16 protein-coding genes and 2 pseudogenes are annotated in these 20,750 nt (G+C 38.1%); 5 read left to right on the forward strand and 13 right to left on the reverse strand.

From position 1 onward, the window contains the following. Positions 1 to 167 precede the first annotated feature (167 nt). Entirely contained in the window at positions 168 to 1,415 is a 1,248-nt protein-coding gene (locus tag OO184_RS22530) for an ATP-grasp domain-containing protein (protein ID WP_265381098.1), read from the reverse strand. 202 nt (positions 1,416 to 1,617) lie between these two features. On the opposite strand from OO184_RS22530, the gene OO184_RS22535 reads away from it, so the two are divergent. After that, on the forward strand, positions 1,618 to 2,109 hold the full coding sequence (locus OO184_RS22535) for a hypothetical protein (protein ID WP_265381099.1): 492 nt from the start codon (positions 1,618 to 1,620) through the stop codon (positions 2,107 to 2,109). 823 nt (positions 2,110 to 2,932) lie between these two features. On the opposite strand, the gene OO184_RS22540 is transcribed toward OO184_RS22535, so the two are convergent. The 3 genes from OO184_RS22540 to OO184_RS22550 form a co-directional block, all read right to left on the reverse strand. Continuing rightward, positions 2,933 to 7,375, reverse strand: a complete 4,443-nt coding sequence (locus OO184_RS22540; RefSeq protein ID WP_265381100.1) for a hemagglutinin repeat-containing protein — start codon at positions 7,373 to 7,375, stop codon at positions 2,933 to 2,935. A 64-nt stretch (positions 7,376 to 7,439) separates the two neighbouring features. Then, positions 7,440 to 9,107 (reverse strand): ShlB/FhaC/HecB family hemolysin secretion/activation protein, encoded by a 1,668-nt coding sequence (locus OO184_RS22545; protein ID WP_265381101.1) that lies wholly within the window; start codon positions 9,105 to 9,107, stop codon positions 7,440 to 7,442. 666 nt (positions 9,108 to 9,773) lie between these two features. Beyond that, positions 9,774 to 10,364 carry an inclusion body family protein gene (locus OO184_RS22550; RefSeq protein ID WP_265381102.1) on the reverse strand — a complete coding sequence of 197 codons (591 nt, stop codon included), beginning with the start codon at positions 10,362 to 10,364 and terminating at the stop codon, positions 9,774 to 9,776. A 514-nt stretch (positions 10,365 to 10,878) separates the two neighbouring features. Between OO184_RS22550 and OO184_RS22555 the strand changes: the two genes are divergently transcribed. The 3 genes from OO184_RS22555 to OO184_RS22565 all read left to right on the forward strand — a co-directional run bounded on the left by OO184_RS22555 (position 10,879) and on the right by OO184_RS22565 (position 14,932). Continuing rightward, positions 10,879 to 11,607 (forward strand): LuxR family transcriptional regulator, encoded by a 729-nt coding sequence (locus OO184_RS22555; protein WP_265381103.1) that lies wholly within the window; start codon positions 10,879 to 10,881, stop codon positions 11,605 to 11,607. Between the two features lie 566 nt (positions 11,608 to 12,173). After that, positions 12,174 to 13,748, forward strand: a complete 1,575-nt coding sequence (malX, locus tag OO184_RS22560; protein ID WP_265381104.1) for a maltose/glucose-specific PTS transporter subunit IIBC — start codon at positions 12,174 to 12,176, stop codon at positions 13,746 to 13,748. A gap of 11 nt (positions 13,749 to 13,759) precedes the next feature. Next, positions 13,760 to 14,932 (forward strand): MalY/PatB family protein, encoded by a 1,173-nt coding sequence (locus OO184_RS22565; protein ID WP_265381105.1) that lies wholly within the window; start codon positions 13,760 to 13,762, stop codon positions 14,930 to 14,932. 199 nt (positions 14,933 to 15,131) lie between these two features. Here the strand turns inward: OO184_RS22565 and OO184_RS22570 are convergent, their stop codons facing one another. The 7 genes and pseudogenes from OO184_RS22570 to OO184_RS22600 form a co-directional block, all read right to left on the reverse strand. Next, on the reverse strand, positions 15,132 to 15,476 hold the full coding sequence (locus tag OO184_RS22570; protein ID WP_139654393.1) for a hypothetical protein: 345 nt from the start codon (positions 15,474 to 15,476) through the stop codon (positions 15,132 to 15,134). 27 nt (positions 15,477 to 15,503) lie between these two features. Continuing rightward, entirely contained in the window at positions 15,504 to 16,454 is a 951-nt protein-coding gene (locus OO184_RS22575) for a hypothetical protein (protein WP_265381106.1), read from the reverse strand. A 194-nt stretch (positions 16,455 to 16,648) separates the two neighbouring features. Next, positions 16,649 to 16,863 (reverse strand): annotated as a pseudogene (locus tag OO184_RS22580) (type VI secretion system domain-containing protein); the annotation flags it as partial. A 624-nt stretch (positions 16,864 to 17,487) separates the two neighbouring features. Further along, positions 17,488 to 17,724, reverse strand: coding sequence for an AHH domain-containing protein (locus OO184_RS22585; protein WP_265381107.1), 237 nt, complete (start codon positions 17,722 to 17,724; stop codon positions 17,488 to 17,490). Positions 17,725 to 18,014: 290 nt separating this feature from the next. After that, positions 18,015 to 18,721, reverse strand: a pseudogene (locus OO184_RS25385) (Imm43 family immunity protein). 302 nt (positions 18,722 to 19,023) lie between these two features. After that, complete coding sequence (locus tag OO184_RS22595) at positions 19,024 to 19,374, reverse strand: hypothetical protein (RefSeq protein WP_265381109.1); 351 nt, start codon at positions 19,372 to 19,374, stop codon at positions 19,024 to 19,026. A 161-nt stretch (positions 19,375 to 19,535) separates the two neighbouring features. Beyond that, positions 19,536 to 19,727, reverse strand: coding sequence for a hypothetical protein (locus OO184_RS22600; RefSeq protein WP_265381110.1), 192 nt, complete (start codon positions 19,725 to 19,727; stop codon positions 19,536 to 19,538). A gap of 67 nt (positions 19,728 to 19,794) precedes the next feature. On the opposite strand from OO184_RS22600, the gene OO184_RS25515 reads away from it, so the two are divergent. Next, positions 19,795 to 19,896, forward strand: coding sequence for a DUF7706 family protein (locus OO184_RS25515; protein WP_446500478.1), 102 nt, complete (start codon positions 19,795 to 19,797; stop codon positions 19,894 to 19,896). 47 nt (positions 19,897 to 19,943) lie between these two features. On the opposite strand, the gene OO184_RS22605 is transcribed toward OO184_RS25515, so the two are convergent. Further along, positions 19,944 to 20,291 (reverse strand): hypothetical protein, encoded by a 348-nt coding sequence (locus OO184_RS22605; RefSeq protein ID WP_265381111.1) that lies wholly within the window; start codon positions 20,289 to 20,291, stop codon positions 19,944 to 19,946. Positions 20,292 to 20,506: 215 nt separating this feature from the next. Continuing rightward, the coding region (locus OO184_RS22610) for a DcrB-related protein (RefSeq protein WP_265381112.1) at positions 20,507 to 20,750 on the reverse strand (244 nt) is incomplete at its 5' end.

Here is a 20,750-nt window from a genome sequence, read left to right on the forward strand (position 1 = left end):
CTGATTATTACGATGAAAGTAGTTTAGTATGGCGAAAATAATTGTGATAATGGCAAAATTAATAAATAAAACGTTATAGACATTAATTCCCTGTAGGAGGGAACCGAGCCAAACTGATTGTGCGGCAGACAACACATCAAAGGTCAGAACGAATAATATTCCCTTGTTCATTTTAACACCCATAATTTACCGGATTTTTCCATTTCCCTAATGCGTTGGGTATCATATTCCAATGCACGCGGATCTTGGTTAGCCAAGAAAATTCCTCCAGGGCTATCAAACAGATTGCTGGTGGGTAATAATTGTTGGCCAATATTGATATTCCAGAATGCCGTGGTATAGGAAGACAATGTTTCAGCCCATTTCATGCCAGGAATATCGACGATCATCCCTTTGTCATAGTTAATCAAAGATACTGCTTTTGAATGCTTATAGTAAACCGGAGGCGATTGTGTACGTTGATGGAAACGCTCCGGATCGATGGCTGCATCAACCAGTAGATCAAGCTGTGACACATTCGAAAAAAACTGAACATTTTTTGGTGCCTTCGCACCATGCAACCGCGCACCCACTTCTATCAGTACTGGTCCATGTTCATCGACCATAATTTCAAAATGCGCAGCGCCAAAGTGGATACCTAGCGCATTCATTACATTTATCGCGTATTCAATAACGTTTTTGACTTCTTTTTCTGAGGGATGAATAAATAGTTCTTCTGAATAGACAATTGCACCATTTGGTAATATTTGTTTTTTGTACATGGACGTATTGGTGATGTAGTGTGTTTTATTCAAACTTACGCTATCGACGACATATTCTTTTCCTTTGATAAATTGCTGGGCTAGGACATATTCATTGTGATTTCCTAGAGCATCGTACTTGCCTACAATGTTAGAAATTGCTTGCTCTATCTCAGCGCCAGTCTGGCAAAATTTAACGCTGTCCGTACCGGCTGAACTGAGAGGTTTAATGACTATGGTTGATGATAAATGGTGTTCTAGCCATGGCTTCAACTCTTCGAAGCTTGACACTTTAATTTGTGGTATAGATCGTAACCCGGCTCGAGCTATCCGTTCTTGCATCAGGTACTTATCACGCAGGCAGAGTAGGATGTCTGGCTCACAACAGGGTAAACCCAGGTGATGAGCCAGTGTATTTGCCAGCAAGACACCACTTTCAGTTCCTGGTACCACGGCTTGGCAGTCATATTCATTAATTTTATTGATTAACTCACTAAAATTAGATATGGTATGGGGTAATTCGTTTATAAAATTATCTTTATGATAGGAGGCCGCATAGACTGCCGGTATATTTACACTGCTTTTAACGCAAACGCTTGAAAATCCCCTTGAATAAAACTCGCCAGCGAGATATTGTCCGCTGGAGTAAGGGTCAACAATCGCAACAGTCTTCATAGTAAACTCCATAAATTCTTACCAAATTTCATCCAATCATAAAAAAAACACAAAGTAAATAGCTTTGGTTGTATTAAGATAACAAAACTTTCTATTCTGTGACTTATGTGGATAAAGTCCATTTCGTCCCGCTTGATGGATGTATAGGCGCAATATCAACCATTGAAATAATAAATTAGCGTTTATTTATCAGGAAACAAATATGGGTCAGTGGCGATCACGATTTAATGGTCGAATAATATTACTATCGGTAGCTATATTATCATTTTCAATATCTGCTATTGCCGCAGGACCTGATTGTTCAGATATAAATGGATGGGCAACTCAGCTTACTGCAAATAGTTTGAATGACTTTGGTATTGACAGACATAATATCGATTTCGATAAAACGCAAACATCATTAATTCTTTCTGAGAAATTAAACAAAAGTGAAGTAGCTATTATTCTACAACGTGAAATAGCTAAAGCTGAAAAGGACAAAATACTGAGTGATAAACATGAATTTGACGATATTTATTTATCTCATCCGATTTATAGGCAAATGTATCATGTAACATTTATCAACAAATCTAGGGATAAACTCAGTTTCATAACAATGGCTTTAGCTTCAGATGATGAATGTTCTATCGGTATATACCCGTTATCTTTCAAGTTGCCTCTTTGTTGGCTGCACTCACTCACCCCGGTCACATAGTTATCTATGCTCCCGGGGATTCGCTCCCTTGCCGTCGCGATGCACCTCGAAATCCATAGGGTATAGAAAATATTTATCAAATTTCAAAGGAAATACAAAAATATTGATGCTAGCTTTATTTAAAAGCCGCTTTCATTGTAGCGGCTTATTATCTGACAATTCAAAGTGTACAGTGTACTTGTATGGAGTTGATATCCCCTATTCATGCATAGTGAATACTCTCTTATTAAATATCTTAATGATTAGGTATATTGATATGCTGATAATCATCAATAAAAATACTTTTAATGAAAAATTATATATAACAATGCTGGATAAATATGAGATTGGTATCCACATTAATATTGAAGCAGCTATTAATATAATTGAAATTAATACTTTGTGTGAGATTTTTATCTTTTCGTTAGAATAATTAATATCCTCTGGTTTATATCCGCTCATCAATATGTCAAATGCTCTGCTAATATTAACGGATATGCTTATTAACGTAGTAATTAGCATTATTGCCATAGCGTAATCTACATATCTAAATAATGGATTATTGAACTCAAATACGGACATAAAAATAATATATGCAATGAATATATTTGAGCAAATAGTTTCCTTCCTAAATATTCTATTTATTTTAATTTGTGATTTATAGTAGTTTTTATGTTTTAAAGTTTGCTTGCAAATTCTAAATATCATGATATTCCCAAGTCATTTGTTGATTTTTCAACATTATGGGGAAATATTAATATTGTCAATTGGAATTATTGAAATATTCAATATATGTAGCAATAAAAAGATCCCTCACTTGAAGGATCTTTTATAAAAGAACAAATTAATCAGATTTACGATTAATTATTTCGCCATTAGTTGTACTACTTTCAGTTTCATTACTATAAGTTTTCACCAAGGGTATTTTGCCGGACAATACACCTTCCTGAACTGCCTTAACAATTCCGCTTACAGAATCAGGTAATGCAACATTGCCGCCTTTACTATTGTCATAGCCGGTAACAGATTGTTGTTCCACATTTTGGGTATTAAGAATGACATTGCCTTTCTCGTTAACAATCTGCCCGCCGATCAGATGAGTATTTCCTTTTACATCTAAATTAACCCCTTGATTGCCGGAAATAACCGATTGTTCGCTGACATTTTCCCGATCTTTAATATCAACATTGCTCTTAAGTTTACCTGTAACCCCATTAATACCTTTAATATTATTAAGACTATTAAACGCAGAAGTTAATCTTTCCTGCCATCCTTTCGGTTGTGGCTCTTCGGTTGGGTTTTTAGATGGATCATCTTTCAATACCTCATCTTTCGACACATCGTCTTTAGGCGAATCATCCTTAGTTGCCTCGTCTTTAGGGATATCGTCACTTTTTACTTTGGATTCTTTCGTGTAATTAACGCCAGCATCAACACCGACATTTAATCCATGTTCAGTATCTTTACGGCTTTCAACTCGGAGATCGCCGCCAATACTGCCTTTTACCTGATCAGCTTCTATCCGTGCTCCGGCAACTGTCGTATCGCCGCCGCTGTTGATAACGACATTTTCACCTTTGATATGGCTATTACGTTGGGTTGTTGCTTGCAGGCGATCAATACCCGCTTTGACTTCCCCGCCAAAGTTATGTTTTGTGGTGGTGGTTGTACTTTCATCTTCCGCTTTCTTGATCGAGCTTGCATTCCCTCCATTGCCTTTCAGGTTAAATTCCCAACCATCGTTATTAATGCGATCCTGAACAGATACCAGTTCAACATTACCTTGTTTAGCATTCAGGTCGATTTGCTTACCGCTCACTTCTACGCCTTTCAGCGTCAAGTTATTGCCTGCACTTAGATTGACGCCTTGCTGACCGCTAATCTCACTAACCTGAGCTGTGGTGCTGTTTTTACTATCTGTGTTGTAACCGCCGCCAAGACCGATATGAACATTCTTGCCCTCTGGCGAGTTTCCCCCTTTAGCAGATGCTTCTCCGTTATAACCAGTTGCTGTTTTCGTTGTGCTATTGGCGGCATTATCAAAACGGATATCACCTTTAGCATCTATATTGGCTTTGCCAGCGCCGGTATTCAGAGATGTACCTTGATATTCAGCGTCCCTTTCGACGCGAATATTAATGTCATCCGCTGCGGTAATCCGGCTGGTGACTGCTTCGGTTGTCGCGGTATGGCTGCTTTGTGTGCCGCCTTTGCCTTTACCATTACCGGAGATATCTTCACCGGTGGTGGTATAAACACGTAAGTCAGCATTGCCGCGGGTTTCACTGTGGCTGCTTTCGTGGTGATTCTGCGCTGCTTTACTGTTATGGCTACCGGCAGTCAGTATGACGTTACCCTTATCAGCACGATATTGAGTACCCTGATCATACAGTTCGCCATTGGTTTTCATGACGATATTGCCGGCCTGAACAGAAGTCACAACTGCTTCGGACTTTTTGTTTGCGGTCTGGATATTACTGCCGTTGGCGGCAATATCCGCGCCGAAATTAGGTGTGCCTTTTTTGGTTAAAGTGCCATCCAGCGCAGACTTAGCGGGTTCTTTAACGACTTTCTCAATTGGGCGAGTAACCGCGCTATAATCGACATTGACGCCAATATCTGTGCCAACCTGTAGTTTGTGGTTAGTATTTGATGTCGTATTCGATACGGCCAGATTGCTGACCTTGCTTGCCTCAGCGGTATAAGTGCCATTGACTTCATGCTTAGTCCCTTCCTGAACCAATTCGCCGTTGGTTTTAATGTTCAAATTACCTGCGATTTGAGAACCGGAAACAACGGCAGTCGTACTGGTATGATTGTTATTATTACCTTCATAATTACCATGAATACCAGAACCAAATTTATCAACTCCTCCGGTAAGATAACCCCCAACGTAAGTTTTACTCTGAGATTTCTCTTCGGATTTTTTATTATCTGCGGCTAACAGATGAACATTCGCACCGGTGATCTTAGCATCACCTGTAGTCGTCACCAGATTGGAACCACGCAAGGTAACATCTTTATCAGCATCGATAGTGATGCTACCTCCACTCAACGAGGAAGCTTGCTGTGTTATCGTCTGATTTTTTTGACTGTTACTGGTATGTTCAATACCTATTCCGGCACGATACTGTTTATCCCCCTTTGGTTGGAAGTGAATTTGCGGCTCTAGATAGGTGCTTTGTTTATCAACCTGTTTCTGTTCACCGTAAGAGCTTACATTAATATTGCCGGATGTGTTCAGGCTAAGCGCGCCGGTACTTTGCACCTGACTGCCAATAATATTGATATCTTCATCACCGAGTAATTTGAGATCCGCTTCAGAAACCAACTCGCTGCCATGAGATTTCTGTTGATGGCTATTGGTTCTTTTTGAGCTGTTAGTGATGTTGAGTACGGTGCCTGTTCGCTCATCGATTTTTTGATTGATGTGACTGACTGCATTATCGATGGTGACTTCACCACTATTAGCATGCACAAAAGCACCTTGGACCGCTTTTACTTTACTGCCGGTAATCGCTATACCCTCGTGACCTGATAGCAATAAACGTCCATTAGCCGTCAATTCGGATGCGTGGCTGGTTTCTTTCAACTCACTATTGTCTTTATTCTTGCCGCCGCCGATACCGCCCCAGTATCTTTTATCATCACGAACAGCACCGCTATTAGCTGTTTTCTGAACATCGATTTGCAGTTGTTTACCGGCTTCCAGGGTCAGATTTTGACCTGCATGGACTTTCGCCCCCAAAATCTCGGCTTGATTTCCCGCTTTAATATCAAGATTACGACCTGCTTGTAATTCACTGGCAATCAGGCGTTCGGTCTGTTTACTCTCTTCCCAACTTCCGGTCTGCAATTTAGCTGTTTGATTTTTTTTATAACCTTTTTCTGATGATGTTTCTATTTCAGTTAAACCGGCAATCTGCACATCTTTTTTCGCTGTAATAGCCAGCTTATCGTTGGCATTTATTTGGCTGCCACGGATCTTAACGTCACCTTCAACGGCATTTAAATTCACATTCTGCCGGGCGGTTATCGTATTCCCTGCCTGATGCAGTTTTTCACTTTCTCGAGTTACCTCATTGCGCCGGGAATAACTCCATTGGTTATCAATATTTTTAGTAGATTGCTTTAACTGCTGCCCATCTAAAGTCAGATTAGCGCCACTCAGATTAACATCATCACCCACGATATCCGTGGCTGTAATCCGGTTATTATTATTGGCGACCAATGAGATATTTTTGCCTGCTAGTTGAGTGCGGGCAAGTGACTGACTACTTTTACTATCATTGACATAAGAACCGCTGAAATAGCTTTGGTAATTATTGCTACCATCACGGTTATATGCTGATTCACTGACTTTACCTTTTACTTCAATATTATTACCTGTGAGCGCAACATCTCCGCCTTGCAGGTGCGCTGCCTCTAAATTGAGATTGCCGTGGGAATTAACCATAATCTCATCACTGGCAGTGAGAGAACCTTGCAAATTAACTCCACTGCCTTTTGCCGTATTAAGTAGACGGATACGCCCGGCTTGCATACTACCGAGATAATAGCTATCGAGAACACCGGTTAACTGTTGCTGAGAATCAATGATTTCTCCTGTGGCTGAGGTTTTATTTTCACCACTGATCGCATTAATCTCTTTTTGAGCGGTGACTGGGCCCCGGTTGTCAATTTTGGGTGCGATAAGATCAAGGATCGCATTGGCGATTAAACCATCTGATTTAATTTTCAGGCTATTCTGATTATTAAACATATTAAAACCTTGCAAATCACCTTGTTCTACCAATGGATTACCCACAACCAGAGAAGCGCGGTTAGTATTGATAAAACCACATCCATTACAGGTGATGCCGTTTGGGTTTGCCAGTACATAATCTGCTGCTATACCAAACACCTCCTGTTGACCTAATAACAGAGAAGGGTTCCTGCTGATAACTTCATTCAGAATTAGGCTAGCGGCTTGACCATTTAAATTAGGGTTAGCGGCGAGCTGACCCGCTAATTGTGATTGCCCCTCCTTCAGCGCATTATTTAGTACGACGCCCATCTGACCGACGTTGTAATCCAGGTATTGGTTATGTGACAGCCCGGAAGAGGAGGGAGTCACGATATTCACAACCGTTGCTTTACCTTCGGCAGCGAAAATATCGGGATGGTGTGCTGGATCGCCGCCACCAACGATTTCACTGGCAAAACTGGTAGAACAGGAGACAAGAATGATTGCCATAGAAGCGGTAAGCTTGCCGGTAGGGGATAACCTGAATTTTTTGTTTTTCATACATTAGTCTCTATATATTTAGTTATATTGCTGTGTGAACAGCGTTGGGTACTGCTTAAAACCATCAAAAGGTGTAAGAAAAACGGACTAGCGTCTGAATGGGTTCATCAGATGCTTGGCGATTGGAAAGTAACTTTCCGCGGCTGGTTTCTATATCGAATACCATGCGCTGGTATTTCAGCGTGGCGCCAGAACTGATCCCCGCGCTGCTTTGCCAGCCCTGTGGGCTGCGATATCCTTGAATACGGCCGATATCAATGCCGATACGCATTGATAATGTGCTGTTGGCGATCGGAAATGTTCGGGACAGCGTATTTTGCAGATACCAGCCGTTATCCCCGGATAGCGTATTTTTGCTAAATCCCCGGACTGCATTCCGATCAGTAATATTTAGCCATTCGACGCCGGGCAGACCACGCCGGTTGTATTGCCCATAAAACAGGTTATTGAGCTGATAAGGCGAGTTGAACAGCATAAAACGCTGATGCAGATTGGCCATCAACTTGCCTTTGGTGAACTGTTTATCGAGATAAGAGGTTCCGGTTTGTGCGCCAAACCAAGGCAAACCTTGTTCAACGCTCAGATTGAGCGTGATTAATCCGGTTGGAATGATATGTAAATGATTAACACCGAGTTCAAAGACACTCAATGTTTGGCTACTGACGCCAATCTTGGCCTCGTCGATGTAATTATTGTAATTCTTGTAAGTTAATTGCCCGCTGACACTATTAATCTGAGATTGATTACGATAAAAGGCAAAATCGGAACGCATGCCGATTTGCTGAGTATCGCCATAAATCTTTATGGTTCTCATTTGTAAATGGGGGCGGCTGGCATATTGGGAATAACTGCCAAACCCACTGAATGTTGCTGCGCCATAGGGCACCGAATAAAGCAGAGTATAAGCACGGCTATACCGGTTGGATGGGCTATCCAACGTACTACTGGCATTCAGACTGATGAAATCGGATAAACCAAATGGACTGTCAAAACTGGCATTGGTGCGGACCAGCCATTTCCCAGTGCTCTTTTGCCCGTAATTATCAGTTTTGATATTCAATAACCAAGGTTTACTGCGCTGATTATGCAGTTTAATCACTGAACCGCCATTCACCGTTCCCGGTAAAATATCCAGGGTGGTTTTATTGGACTGTAGCCGGTTAGCCTGATCTAAACCTTGATCGAGTTGTGTGATATTGAGCGGTTGTTTTTCCAGACCGGGAAATAACATACTGCTATTTACCCAGCGATCACCGCCTTCGATTTTTTCAATAAACCCTTCGATAACATTTAGTCCTAACTCTCCATCGGCATTAGGGGCAATAAACTGAATACGGGCGGTGATATAGCCTTTACTGATATAAATATGAGTCAGTTCGTGGCTGAGCCGATTGATATCATGACTGCTGATACACGTCGGGGACAAAGCGCTGAGCGTGCTTAAATCCCGAACTGAGAGCAGGGAGATTCCTTTAAGGTAAACACCGGTTAACGGCAGACACTGTTTGGATTCCGGCAATACCGGCGCAGGAGTTGGTTCAGGGACAGTATTAGCCTGCTGCTTTAATTGCTGATATCGGCGTTGTTCTATCAGTTGGTTAATTTCCCTGGAACTCTCTTGCAGAGTTCTTCTCGCCTCAGTCATTGGCAGGTTATCATTTATCTCTGCCGGAGAAGCGATTATCTGAAAGGAAATACAACCTAATATTAAAATAGATATTCTTTTTATCATTCATTCACCGATAAGGATGATATTTTATTCCATAAAACATAAATATAGGGTGATAGCCTGATGGTAATGACATTCAGATTGGCTAAATTATTTGTTATTAAAGCACACTCCAGGTTATATCTTGCTCTGATTAACGAGAGGCGTTTCTTTTATATCTCGATTTTCTATTAGAAATTTTAATTAGTTGGTTATTAGGATAATAATGAGTTAATAAGAGCAATGATTTTATTGCTTATTAATGAATTAACTTAAGTGGAATAAGTAACAGGTGAGTCTTTTTAATAATAGTGTGGATTGTACTAGGAAGATTTTTAAAGAAAGGAAAGCTTAATCTAAGCAAGTAATAATAAGCTAAATTTTAATTCACTGTTATTTAGCTTAATAGACGATAATGTCAGATGTAATAATTCCTGTAAGTTATTTTAGCTAAAGAAATAAATAATAGAGAGAAAATCATCTGAATTGATGACAGAATAATTGTCGGAAGATTGCTGAATTTATGGAGGGGAATAGAGTTTACTTGGATGTTAGAAGATTTTATTGATAAAGAAATAACATTATTATATAAATAATTGTTTATTATGGATATTTAAGTAAATTGAAAAATACAAATACTGGAAAACTATGTAAATAATTTTCCAGTAGAAAATGACAATATACAAATGATCAGTTATTAGTTACTTCAACGTATGGATCATATCGATAATAACCCAGGAGCTTTTTGCCATCATAAGCAGCAAAGAACCATGTATATTGTTCTACGCCTGGTCTATGAGCTGTTGCTTGGAAATAACTGTCTTGAGATTCAACGAAAATTACCTTAGGGGCATCTTCATCTGCATTAACGCCTGAAGGAACCATTGGGACTTTTTTGCCTATAGGGTTCTGTGACCATATTTGTGATGGGACAGAGATGACATCCTCTCCTTTACTAAGCTTTTTGAATTTATACAGTATAATTGTATAGTCGAAATTATTAGATACAGTTGTCGCCCTCCATCTAATATTTGCATTAATGGGAACAGTTACACGGGCGCCAGATGAACTCGCCACTTTTAGTCCAAACTCTGGAGTATAATTAGCTATATATACATGCTGACGGATAATTGTTGGATCTTTAGGCTCCAGAGAACTTTTAAGATTATTAGTGCGAAGATATTCAATTATTGACTCAATATCAATAACAAAGGTCACATCAGCTGTAACAGAGTTCCTGGCTGTAACAGTATCATCTTTACCCTGAATGATTTCACTCATTATAACACCTCTTTACAAATTTAACTTATTTATTAGGAATCGAAAGGTTATTTTGCTTACTCATTATTATTCTAATAACTTTCTTTTTATATAATTAACTATTAAAGTTGAAACAGCTACTAGTATAAACCATAGTTTATACGGGAAAATTACTCATATATTTATCAGGTATTACTTCATATCGTTCAATATCTTAACTAATTTATTGTTGTAAAAAACAAAACATAAATCTTTAGATTAAAATATTAAACAATCACTTATATCGACTTGAAAATAGTTTAATGTTCTTCATGTGGTTATAATATATTTTTATATATATTATTTCCCCTGATTATTAAATTTTCAATTCTATTGATATAATTTCTCTTGTTTACGAATAAAATACATTGTGGCTTATCGGATCTTGCTTCTGTATAACAGTAAATAATTATTTTCTTTATTAAGTGTAAATTTTGCTACTATAATAAATATTAGGATTCACTATCAATATTCTTAATTTTCAAGAGGACATTGAATGAATATTTATCGACCATATACCTTACCCTATAATTTTCATAAATTAGACGTAGATGCACATTTTGTGGCTGAAATTTGTGAACTTATTAACAAAATTTCGGGATTTAGTTTGTTCTCCCTTTTATTAAAAGCGCGCTTTCCTATATCTAACCGAGAAGTGTATTTTTTTAATAATTATCATGAATCTTGGAGAACTCTTTATATAGAAAAAAAGTATTGGATGATTGATCCCGTTCTAAATTTCCGACCTGTGCCACCTTCTTTTTCAAAAATATGGGACTTAGATTTTTTTTCCAAATCTAATGGGCAAGAACTTTGGTATGTGAATCAGAAATATGGGTTTCGCTCTGGGATCACGTTTGGTCTTCCTGCATTTTCAGGAACTTATGGAATATTTTCTGTTGCGGGAAAAGATGGACCTATTGATAACGAGACAATGTATAAATGTAGTGGAGAAATTTTAGGAGTATATATTAGGATAATAAGATACTTAACATCACACACAAAGTATTTACAATCGTTCTATATCGATAATACTTCATTTTCACATAGAGAATTAGAGGTATTAAGGTATACCGCAGATGGAATGACATCAAGTGAAATTGCATCAACCATTTGTGTCACTAAAAGTACAGTTGATTTTCACCTAATGAATATCGTCAAAAAACTGGATTGTAAGAATAAATTCCAGGCAATAGCTAAAGCTGCATTACTTGGCTATATATAACTAATATCAATTTGCAATTATCAGATGATTATATCTTTTACCTTATAAATTAACTGAATGATTAATACTATTGCTCAAACGGATTATTAGGAGAATTTGAGAAAAAACTGACTTTTTACCTTTGTATCTTTATTGGTACTGTTGTAAATAGAAGGTTGGAGAGATTTTCCTGACAAGATGACAATGATATCTATTCAAAATATAAAATCAGCTTCAATAAATGCGCCTCTATTTTGGCAGAATAGTTATATTACGTTCTGCCTATACCTAATAGATTTCGAGTTGCAGCGAGGCGGCAAGTGAACGAATCCCCAGGAGCATAGATAACGATGTGACTGGGGTGAGTGAAAGCAGCCAACAAAGCAGCAGCTTGAAAGATGAAGGGTATATTCTTTGCTTAATATATGAGTGATTCAAAGGATGGTAATGACTGTTTGAATGGCTTTTAATGTTCCTACCAAACCAGTAATCCTCCTCTAAAATATTTATCAATAGTGAACCATTTCACCAGATAATCCGTAGTGCTATTTATTAAATAATGCCTAATAATATCCGCTGGAGTCATTATGCTCACACAGAAGAAACAGAAAATTACCCTATGGGAGTTTTTCCAGAGCCTAGGTAAAACATTTATGTTGCCCGTGGCATTGTTATCATTTTGTGGAATTATACTCGGAATTGGCAGCTCTCTCAGTAGCCGGGAGGTTATAACGCTACTACCGATATTAGATCACATGGCTTTTCGGTTGTTATTTGCCTGGATGAGTAAAATCGGCTCCTTGGCTTTCAGTTTTCTGCCTGTTATGTTCGCGATTGCTATCCCACTAGGTATGGCACGTGAAAATAAAGGTGTGGCAGCTTTTGCCGGCTTCGTAGGTTTTACGGTATTTAATCTGGGGATCAACTTTTATTTAACAACCACAGATATCCTGCCGACGACAGATCCCACGATATTGAAAGCCAATAACATCCAAAATATTCTTGGCATTCAATCCATTGACACTGGTATTTTGGGGGCGGTTATTGTCGGCATTATTGTTTATCTACTTCATGAGCGTTGTAATACAATCCGATTACCTGATGCATTGGCCTTTTTTGGCGGAGTACGTTTTGTTCCTATCATAACAACATTAATTTTAGGGTTGATTGGTTTGCTGGCGCCATTAATCTGGCCTTGGTTTGCGATGGGCATTATGGAATTAGGTAAATTAATTAATGATGCAGGTATTTGGGGGCCAATGGTTTTTGGGACGAGTGAGCGTTTGTTATTACCGTTTGGCCTACACCATATTCTGGTCTCTCTGATCCGCTTTACCGAAGCAGGCGGCACAATGGAGATTTGTGGTCATTCTGTCAGTGGCGCACTGACTATTTTCCAGGCGCAACTTTCATGCCTGGAAACGAATAATTTTTCAGGAAGTGCAACCCAGTTTCTATCGCAAGGAAAAATGCCGACATTTTTGGGAGGATTACCCGGTGCTGCACTTGCTATGTATCATTGCGCGAAACCAGAAAATCGCCATAAAATTAAAGGATTATTAATTTCAGGAATTGTCGCTTGTATGATTGGTGGTACGACTGAACCGATTGAATTCCTGTTTCTGTTTGCTGCTCCTGTATTGTATCTGGTCCATGCTTTACTGACTGGTATTGGATTTACTGTTATGGCGGTTCTTGGTGTAACGATTGGTAATACCGACGGTAATATTATTGACTTCATTGTGTTTGGTATTTTGCATGGCTTAAAAACTAAATGGTATTTAGTACCTATTATTGCGGTGATTTGGTTTGTTATCTATTATGTTATTTTCCGATTTGCTATCATTCGATTTAATATCAAAACACCGGGACGTGAAATTGACAATAATCACAAAGTGAATAGACCTGCGGCGGTCACGAATAAATTGGATTATGATATTCCGGCAATACTGGCTGCTTTAGGGGGTAAAGGTAATATCATTTCATTGGATAATTGCATTACTCGTCTTCGTTTATCAGTTAAAGATATATCTTTGGTTGATGGTGGAAAATTGAAGAGCTTACGGATCTTGGGGATTATTCATCTCAATCAACATAACTTACAAGTCGTTATCGGGCCGCAAGTACAATCGGTAAAAGATGAACTTGATGCATTAATTTAAGGAAGAAAACAATGTTTGACTTTGACACCCTAGTTAACCGCCGTGGTACTTGGTGTACCCAATGGGACTATGTTGGAGATCGTTTTGGTGCTGATGATCTTCTCCCTTTTACTATCTCTGATATGGATTTTGCTACTGCTCCCTGTGTGATTCAGGCGTTACAGAAACGTCTGAATCATGGTGTATTTGGTTACAGTCGTTGGCAGCATGAAGAATTTCTTGGTGCTATTCGTCATTGGTACCAACAACGTTTTAATTGTGAAATTAATACAAATTGGGTGGTTTATGGCCCTTCTGTGATTTACATGGCGTCGCAATTAATTCGTATTTGGTCTAAACCTGGTGAAAATATCGTTGTTCATACTCCTGCTTATGATGGTTTTTATAAGATTATTCAGGAGAATAAGCGGCGATTGCTTCCTTGCCCACTTGAGAAACAAGGTAATAACTGGGTGTGTGATATGAACCAACTTGAAGGTTTGCTATCGCAACCAGAAACTAAAATATTATTACTGTGCAACCCACACAATCCAACGGGCAAAGTCTGGAGTTATTCTGAACTTAAAACGATGTCTGCACTGTGTGAGCATTATAATGTTAACGTTATCAGTGATGAAATTCATATGGATATAACCTTGGGGGAAACAAAACATATTCCCTGGAGTAAAGTTGCCACGACACATTGGGCATTAATGACCTCAGCATCCAAGTCATTTAATATTCCTGCGCTTACCGGTGCTTATGGTTTTATTAATGATAATCATAGTCGTGAGGCATATTCTCATCAACTAACAGAGTGTGATGGATTATCTTCTCCTGCTATTTTAGCGATATCAGCCTATATTGCAGCTTACCGGGAAGGACATATCTGGCTTGATGAACTGCGCAATTACCTGAGTGATAACTTGAATTATGTGGCACAAGAACTGAATGCTGCATTTCCACAATTGAACTGGCAACCACCCCAGGCAACTTATTTGGCTTGGATAGACCTGCGTAATCTGAATATTGATGATGATAAATTGCAGCAGATACTTATCCATGAAGAGAAAGTTGCCATTATGCCGGGTAAAATTTATGGTGAAGCAGGTAAGGGGTTTCTTCGTTTTAATGCGGGGTGCCCCCGTAGCAAAGTTGAATTGGGTATTCAAAAATTGATCTCAGCGTTGAGAAAACTTTGCTGAAAATAGTTAATATTGGCAGATAAACTATTGTGATTATATTTTCAGTTAGCCGTGCACTCAACAAGGTAAACGGGGTTCGAAACTTAATCCTAACCCCGTGGAGTATAGCGAAGCTAGCCTTGTTAATACTGTATATATCGCCGGTAATGGTCGTTGGCACAATATCGGCGACGTTGAGGCACTTGACGCAGCATTTTCCCTAAGTATTTTTGTCACCCTTTGCCTTAGTGCTATCGCTAGCTTTCTTGATGTCAGGATCAGCATCAACAGTCTTACTGCCTTCTTTCATTGAAGAAGATGCCATGTTGCCAGTTGTCTTTGGATCATTAAAAGATTCACTATGAGTCTGTGATGTTTTCTGAACAGCGCCCATAAACCCGTTGAGAAACCCCATAACAGCCAGGGCTTCTGGAGATGTTTCTTTAATAATCTTTGCGTTAGGATCGGCAGGAGAGCCTGGAATTCTATTCTCCAACAATTTACTGAGGTTTTGAGCGGTTTCCGCATTATCTTTGCCAAATGAAAAGATGCTATCGAATGACATAATAATTATCTCCTGTGAAATATAACTTTAAGGTTTCCGGTAGAGTTCTTGCTCTGAATACTCCATAGACTCGGTCTCGAAGATTATATGATCAACTTCTAGAGCAGATACCGTTTCTGCCAATCCCGTTACACGATATGGTTTGCCACCAACCAGATTAAGCACGTTGATATCCTGGGCCACAATCTCAGCACTATTAGGCGGGGCGGTTTGGGGCGGGGACTTGATTGGAACGGGGGAGGCGTATCGAACAGCGATGAACCCAGCAAAGGTGACAGGAATCGTATAGTTATACCGTTTAATGACGCGACGTTGTGTAACAAGAGTTCGTATGCGCGATTTCGCAGAGATGCTACCATTGGTTCCAGAAGTGGATTTCCATGAGGTCGTCAGAGAACCACCGACTGAACCTTGAATAGCAAGCATAAGATTAGCGTATACCTCACCTTCGCCATGAGCGGCTGCGGTATCCGTATAAGTAACATCCACACTGCCTTGATCGTAACTCGCTCGAGCATTGTATTTTGTTTCTACGGTTTTTGTAAGAGAAGACATGCCTCGTACACCGAAGGTCAATTGAGCTGTGCCTTGAATGTTCCATGTTATTGTATTTGAAATCTCAAAATTTACATTATCGGCAAAGAAACGCTCCCTAGAATCACGATTTACATAGGTCCGCGAGGATAGGGTATCAGGTGGTGGTTGTGTAATATTTTTTCTCTCTTCAATCATTGGCGCTCCGATATTCATATAAGAATACCATCCACGACTTTCAGCTGTGCCATCTGGAAAATCTCCAAATGTTGCACCATTAATTGAAATTCCAATAGGTTTTTGCTTTTTGCCAGATGAATCAGTAACCACAAGTGCTGGAGTGTTGAGAATAGACTCATCAATCCCCAGCTCAAGCAGGTTTTGTGGCGTAATGATCTGACGATTTACATTCTCAAGGTTATACAACGATCCTTTAGTCGGCATGATTTTCTCCTATTAATTTTTAAAAGTTACATTTGCTACTTACCTACCTTCATTCCGATGATTTCATATGTTAATAATAACGTTAGTTGACAAGTTAAATACTGTCAAATCTCACAGGAAATATGGATTGGTATCGATAGCAGCAATGAACAGAAAGTGTCAAATTCGGTAGAAAACCTCATAAAAAGGCAGAATTAGCTAAAAATCGGCTCACTCAGGCAGTTCAGCGTGGCGTCTGAGATAAACGGGCTCCGGTCGGAGAAAGACAGGTTTTGCAGGACTGGCAGACGGTCAAGAAAGGCCCGGAGTTCATCGCGGAAGCGTCAGCCACGGCGTGGTAACCCAGTTTGCTGGCGGCCTGTGCCGCGATGGCGTGCCCGTCAAGCCAGTAAGGGGCCAGTGTCAGACTCTGTTCTCTCTCTCTATTTGTTCACTATTCTTCAAAAGGATAGGATTGAAAATAACTCATACCTTTTTGTCTTTCTTTATACCGCACAGCATAATTCCTTTTTTGAATATAGAAAATATGGCTTCTAATTTAGTGTTTTGATTAAAAGAAAATAAATATCAATAAATGCTTTTCATATTTAACCTGTCATTACATTCGTTATTTACTTCATTTAGAAAATTATCGTATTCTATGTTATCAACTAACCCTTGTTTCTTTCTTATAAGATATAATTTTCTTTTTCTCATATTTTCTTTAACTTGATCCTGGGTAGACATATTTATTCTGTCAAGGATATCCTTTTCTGCTTTTCTATAATCCTCATGAAGATAAAACTCAGATACCAGATCAGAGAAAAATCATTCCAAACAATATAGTTACCTGATATGTCTTGATCGAAAAGAAGCTTTAATGCCCTATCTTTATTATCAATAATTTCATATTCATTAAATTCTTCAATAGAACCGGATAAAAAATTCGAACTTTTAAAAAATTCAACGGTTCCATATAGAAATTTATTATCTCATCCATATTGAACTATCCTAAAATTTTACTCCAGAGATAAAAGATGCTTTGTCTTACTTTTTAATTTACGTCTTTCCCCTGAATATTAGTGTTATACCTATCTTTGGGTTTAATAATATTGCCATTCTCCATATCTTTTTTAGCTATATTTTGGATGTGAGCTACTTGTTTCGATATGGCATCAGTTGATTGATTTAAATTTATTTTATCCAGAGTATTTCTTATTGCATCAGTATATCCGTGATGATTACCTTGATGCCTTGCCATTGCACTCACCCGTCGGCGTTGGCGTGGCATGGGTATTCACCTCGGTAAGAAAGAAGCTAGCCGGAAGCGATTCCAGCTTTTTGTTGTTTCAGAGAGAAAATAGAATAAAATAGCTAAAATATAGCCTATGTATATATTTACTATTAATATTATATTTTTATGTATTATTATTTCATTTATCTTCTTATTTATTTTATATTTTTGTGATTTTAATTTATATATTTAATATATAACATCAACCCTGTAAAATATTTATTTTAAGCATAAAGATAACAAAGCCGGAGAGAATATGGGGATCTTTCTGGCTTTTTACTATTAGCTTAGGGTAATTTTATTTTCCCTTTTTTGATATTAGTTTTAATGCCGTACCTAAAATCTACACAATAGTGATTCAAGACTTCATCTAATTTAATTAGCTTTATTCCTTTGATATTTTCTTTACTGAATTTGTTAGCTACTTTTTCTGAAATAAAGATAAATCCTGCTAATAAAGTAGTCCGTATTAAAAAAATATCATAATTTAATGATTCATTATGAAAAGGTAATTTATGAGGAATTAAGTTTCCATATTTATCTTTTTCTAGTATTGAATTTTCTTCATTTAGAAATAACGCCTTGTCAGTAAAAAAAGATAATTTAATGAGCTATTGATAGTTTTTCCATCTTTAATCGATGTCGCAATTAACTTTTTTAAAACATGATCGCTTAATTTAAATTCATTGATAATATCGAGAAATCTATCAGATAGGATATGAGCCATATTGTGTTGATAATAATTAAACCCCAATTTCCAAATATTTTTATTACATAATGAATACAAAGTATTAGGGCATTCCTTATCTAATAGATAATAAGGCATATTATGCCTGGAGCCTTCATAATCCCATTTTTTATTAATTTGCTTCTCGGTATCTACTATAGCATGAAGATATCTTGGTATGAGTGAAGAATTATAAGCGTTCATTAATACATAATAATTCATTAATTTACTCTCCCACATTTGGTTGTAGACACTTGACCAGACCATATTTTATTTTTCGTATCCATCTGATTATTGTTTTTAAAATCATATTTTCTTCATGTGGATGAAAAGCATCATTCAGAATCATTCCAATCATATTGTCCTGCTCATGGATAAAGAAAATTTCATTTTATAAAAATATAACCTTGGCAATAAACTGTTTTTTGAGACGGAATTAAACCATTGGATTCATTCTCTTATAAATATACCATCGATAAGCTCCAGTCGGCGCTGGCTTACCGTGGGTATGCGCCAAGATAGATCATCAGAAGGCCGGAAGATCGCGTGGATCTTTCAGCCTTACTTTTTTAATTAAAAATACCTTTATTTTCAGATTTTTCTATGAATAAGTCTTGTAAATTTCCTTGTATTTCTTCGTCTTCATAAGTTAGCGTAAAATCACCATCTATATTGGGTGGAAAGTGAGAACTATCAATGGTTCCAAATATAGTTGATGATGTATCAGATATAACTACCTTGAAGAAGTCAAAAATAGCTTTTTTGTCTTGATCATCTAATTTTGATAATGCTTTTCTGGCTTTTGCATACACATCATCATTATTATTTATTGGACTGATTAAACTATTCTGATAACGGAGTAAGTTGTCATTAAATAATTCACTGAAAATCGACTCTATTATTTTATCATTATTTCTCATATGGTTATCTTTTCAGTGCATTTAAATTTGACTTCCAGATCAGAGAGATCAAGCTGCGGATGCGGGAATTTATTGGGGATTATAAGGCTGGATGAGACGTTTCATTTTAAAATGGGTAAGCCAGATTTCTCTGGCTTGTCATTATTAATATAAAGTAGCTTTTATAAGTCCTCTATAGCTTGTCTTATTTCTTCTAAGAGAAACTCAGCATAACTATCTGCAATTATGTTTTTAGTTCCATCTCTTTTGAAGGATAATGCAGTCTCAACTACTACAGCCTCTCCTGTTTTTCCTTTAATACAGGTATCAATAGAATAGGAAGGGCCATATCCCGATGATTTTATTTTAATCATCCCTTCATCTATATCACTTGAATCTCTGGCCTTAGCACAACTGGTTAAGCGGCTATGCTGATCTGAGATACGTGCCTGTGCCGTGAATGACGAGGAAGAGTATCAGATCAAAGATGCCATCGGTAAGCTCCAGTCAGCGCTGGCTTACCGTGGGTATGCGCCCCGGTAGATCATAGAAAGGCCGGAAGATCTTGGGTGATCTTCCGGTTTTTTTAATTAACTAGCATTATATATATCGTGTAGATTACTATTTTTATTCAAGTTAATTATACTTTCCTTTTTATAAGTCAATATTAATTCACCTTTATTTTCATCATTTTCTATTGCACGTACACCATCAATAACACAAAGAATACCGAATAATGTATTATCAGCCACGATTCTTATTATTTTATTGATTAGTTCTTTCTCTTTCTCTGATTTTTCATGATAAAAATCAGACAATTCAACTAATTCTCTTTGTGGTTTTCTGCCAGGAGGAGATTCAAGTATTGAGATAGTATCTTCGATAGCAGCATCTCTTACTACAAGTTTTAATATATCTACAAAAAGTTGAGAATTCATCTTTTTACCTTATTTTAGTGAAGGTTTTTGAATACATTTCTTTATTCAATTTGAGCAAATCTTTTATTGCAGAAGGAGGGGCATTAGTATAGTTGCGCAAATCCCTAATATCTTTTGTCAATAAATCTCTAGCCGATCCCGTATACGGTCCTTTCATTGTAGGAATGAGTTTGTGTTCTCCTCTAGGAAGAGCCATTGATGGAGCTGTTTTAGGATCATAACCAGTAATGATCTGCCCCGCTGGATGTTTTTGAGTGTTGTGGCAGGTTGAGCATCATCATCAGCTGATGCAGGGGGCCCTGCGGGGAGTCCCAGGTGAACTCGGCGGTCAGGGTATCGCCGCCATTGAGCTGGCCGTTTTCCTGGGCGATAAGCTGATAGTTTTTCAGCTGCTGACGGAGGGCGGTGATTTCGCGCTCGGCAAACTGGGGGAAGTCGAGGCCCCAGGGCAGGGTATCG

Origin of the sequence: Photorhabdus aballayi (genome assembly GCF_026153155.1) — a bacterium.
Taxonomy (GTDB): Bacteria; Pseudomonadota; Gammaproteobacteria; order Enterobacterales; family Enterobacteriaceae; genus Photorhabdus; species Photorhabdus luminescens.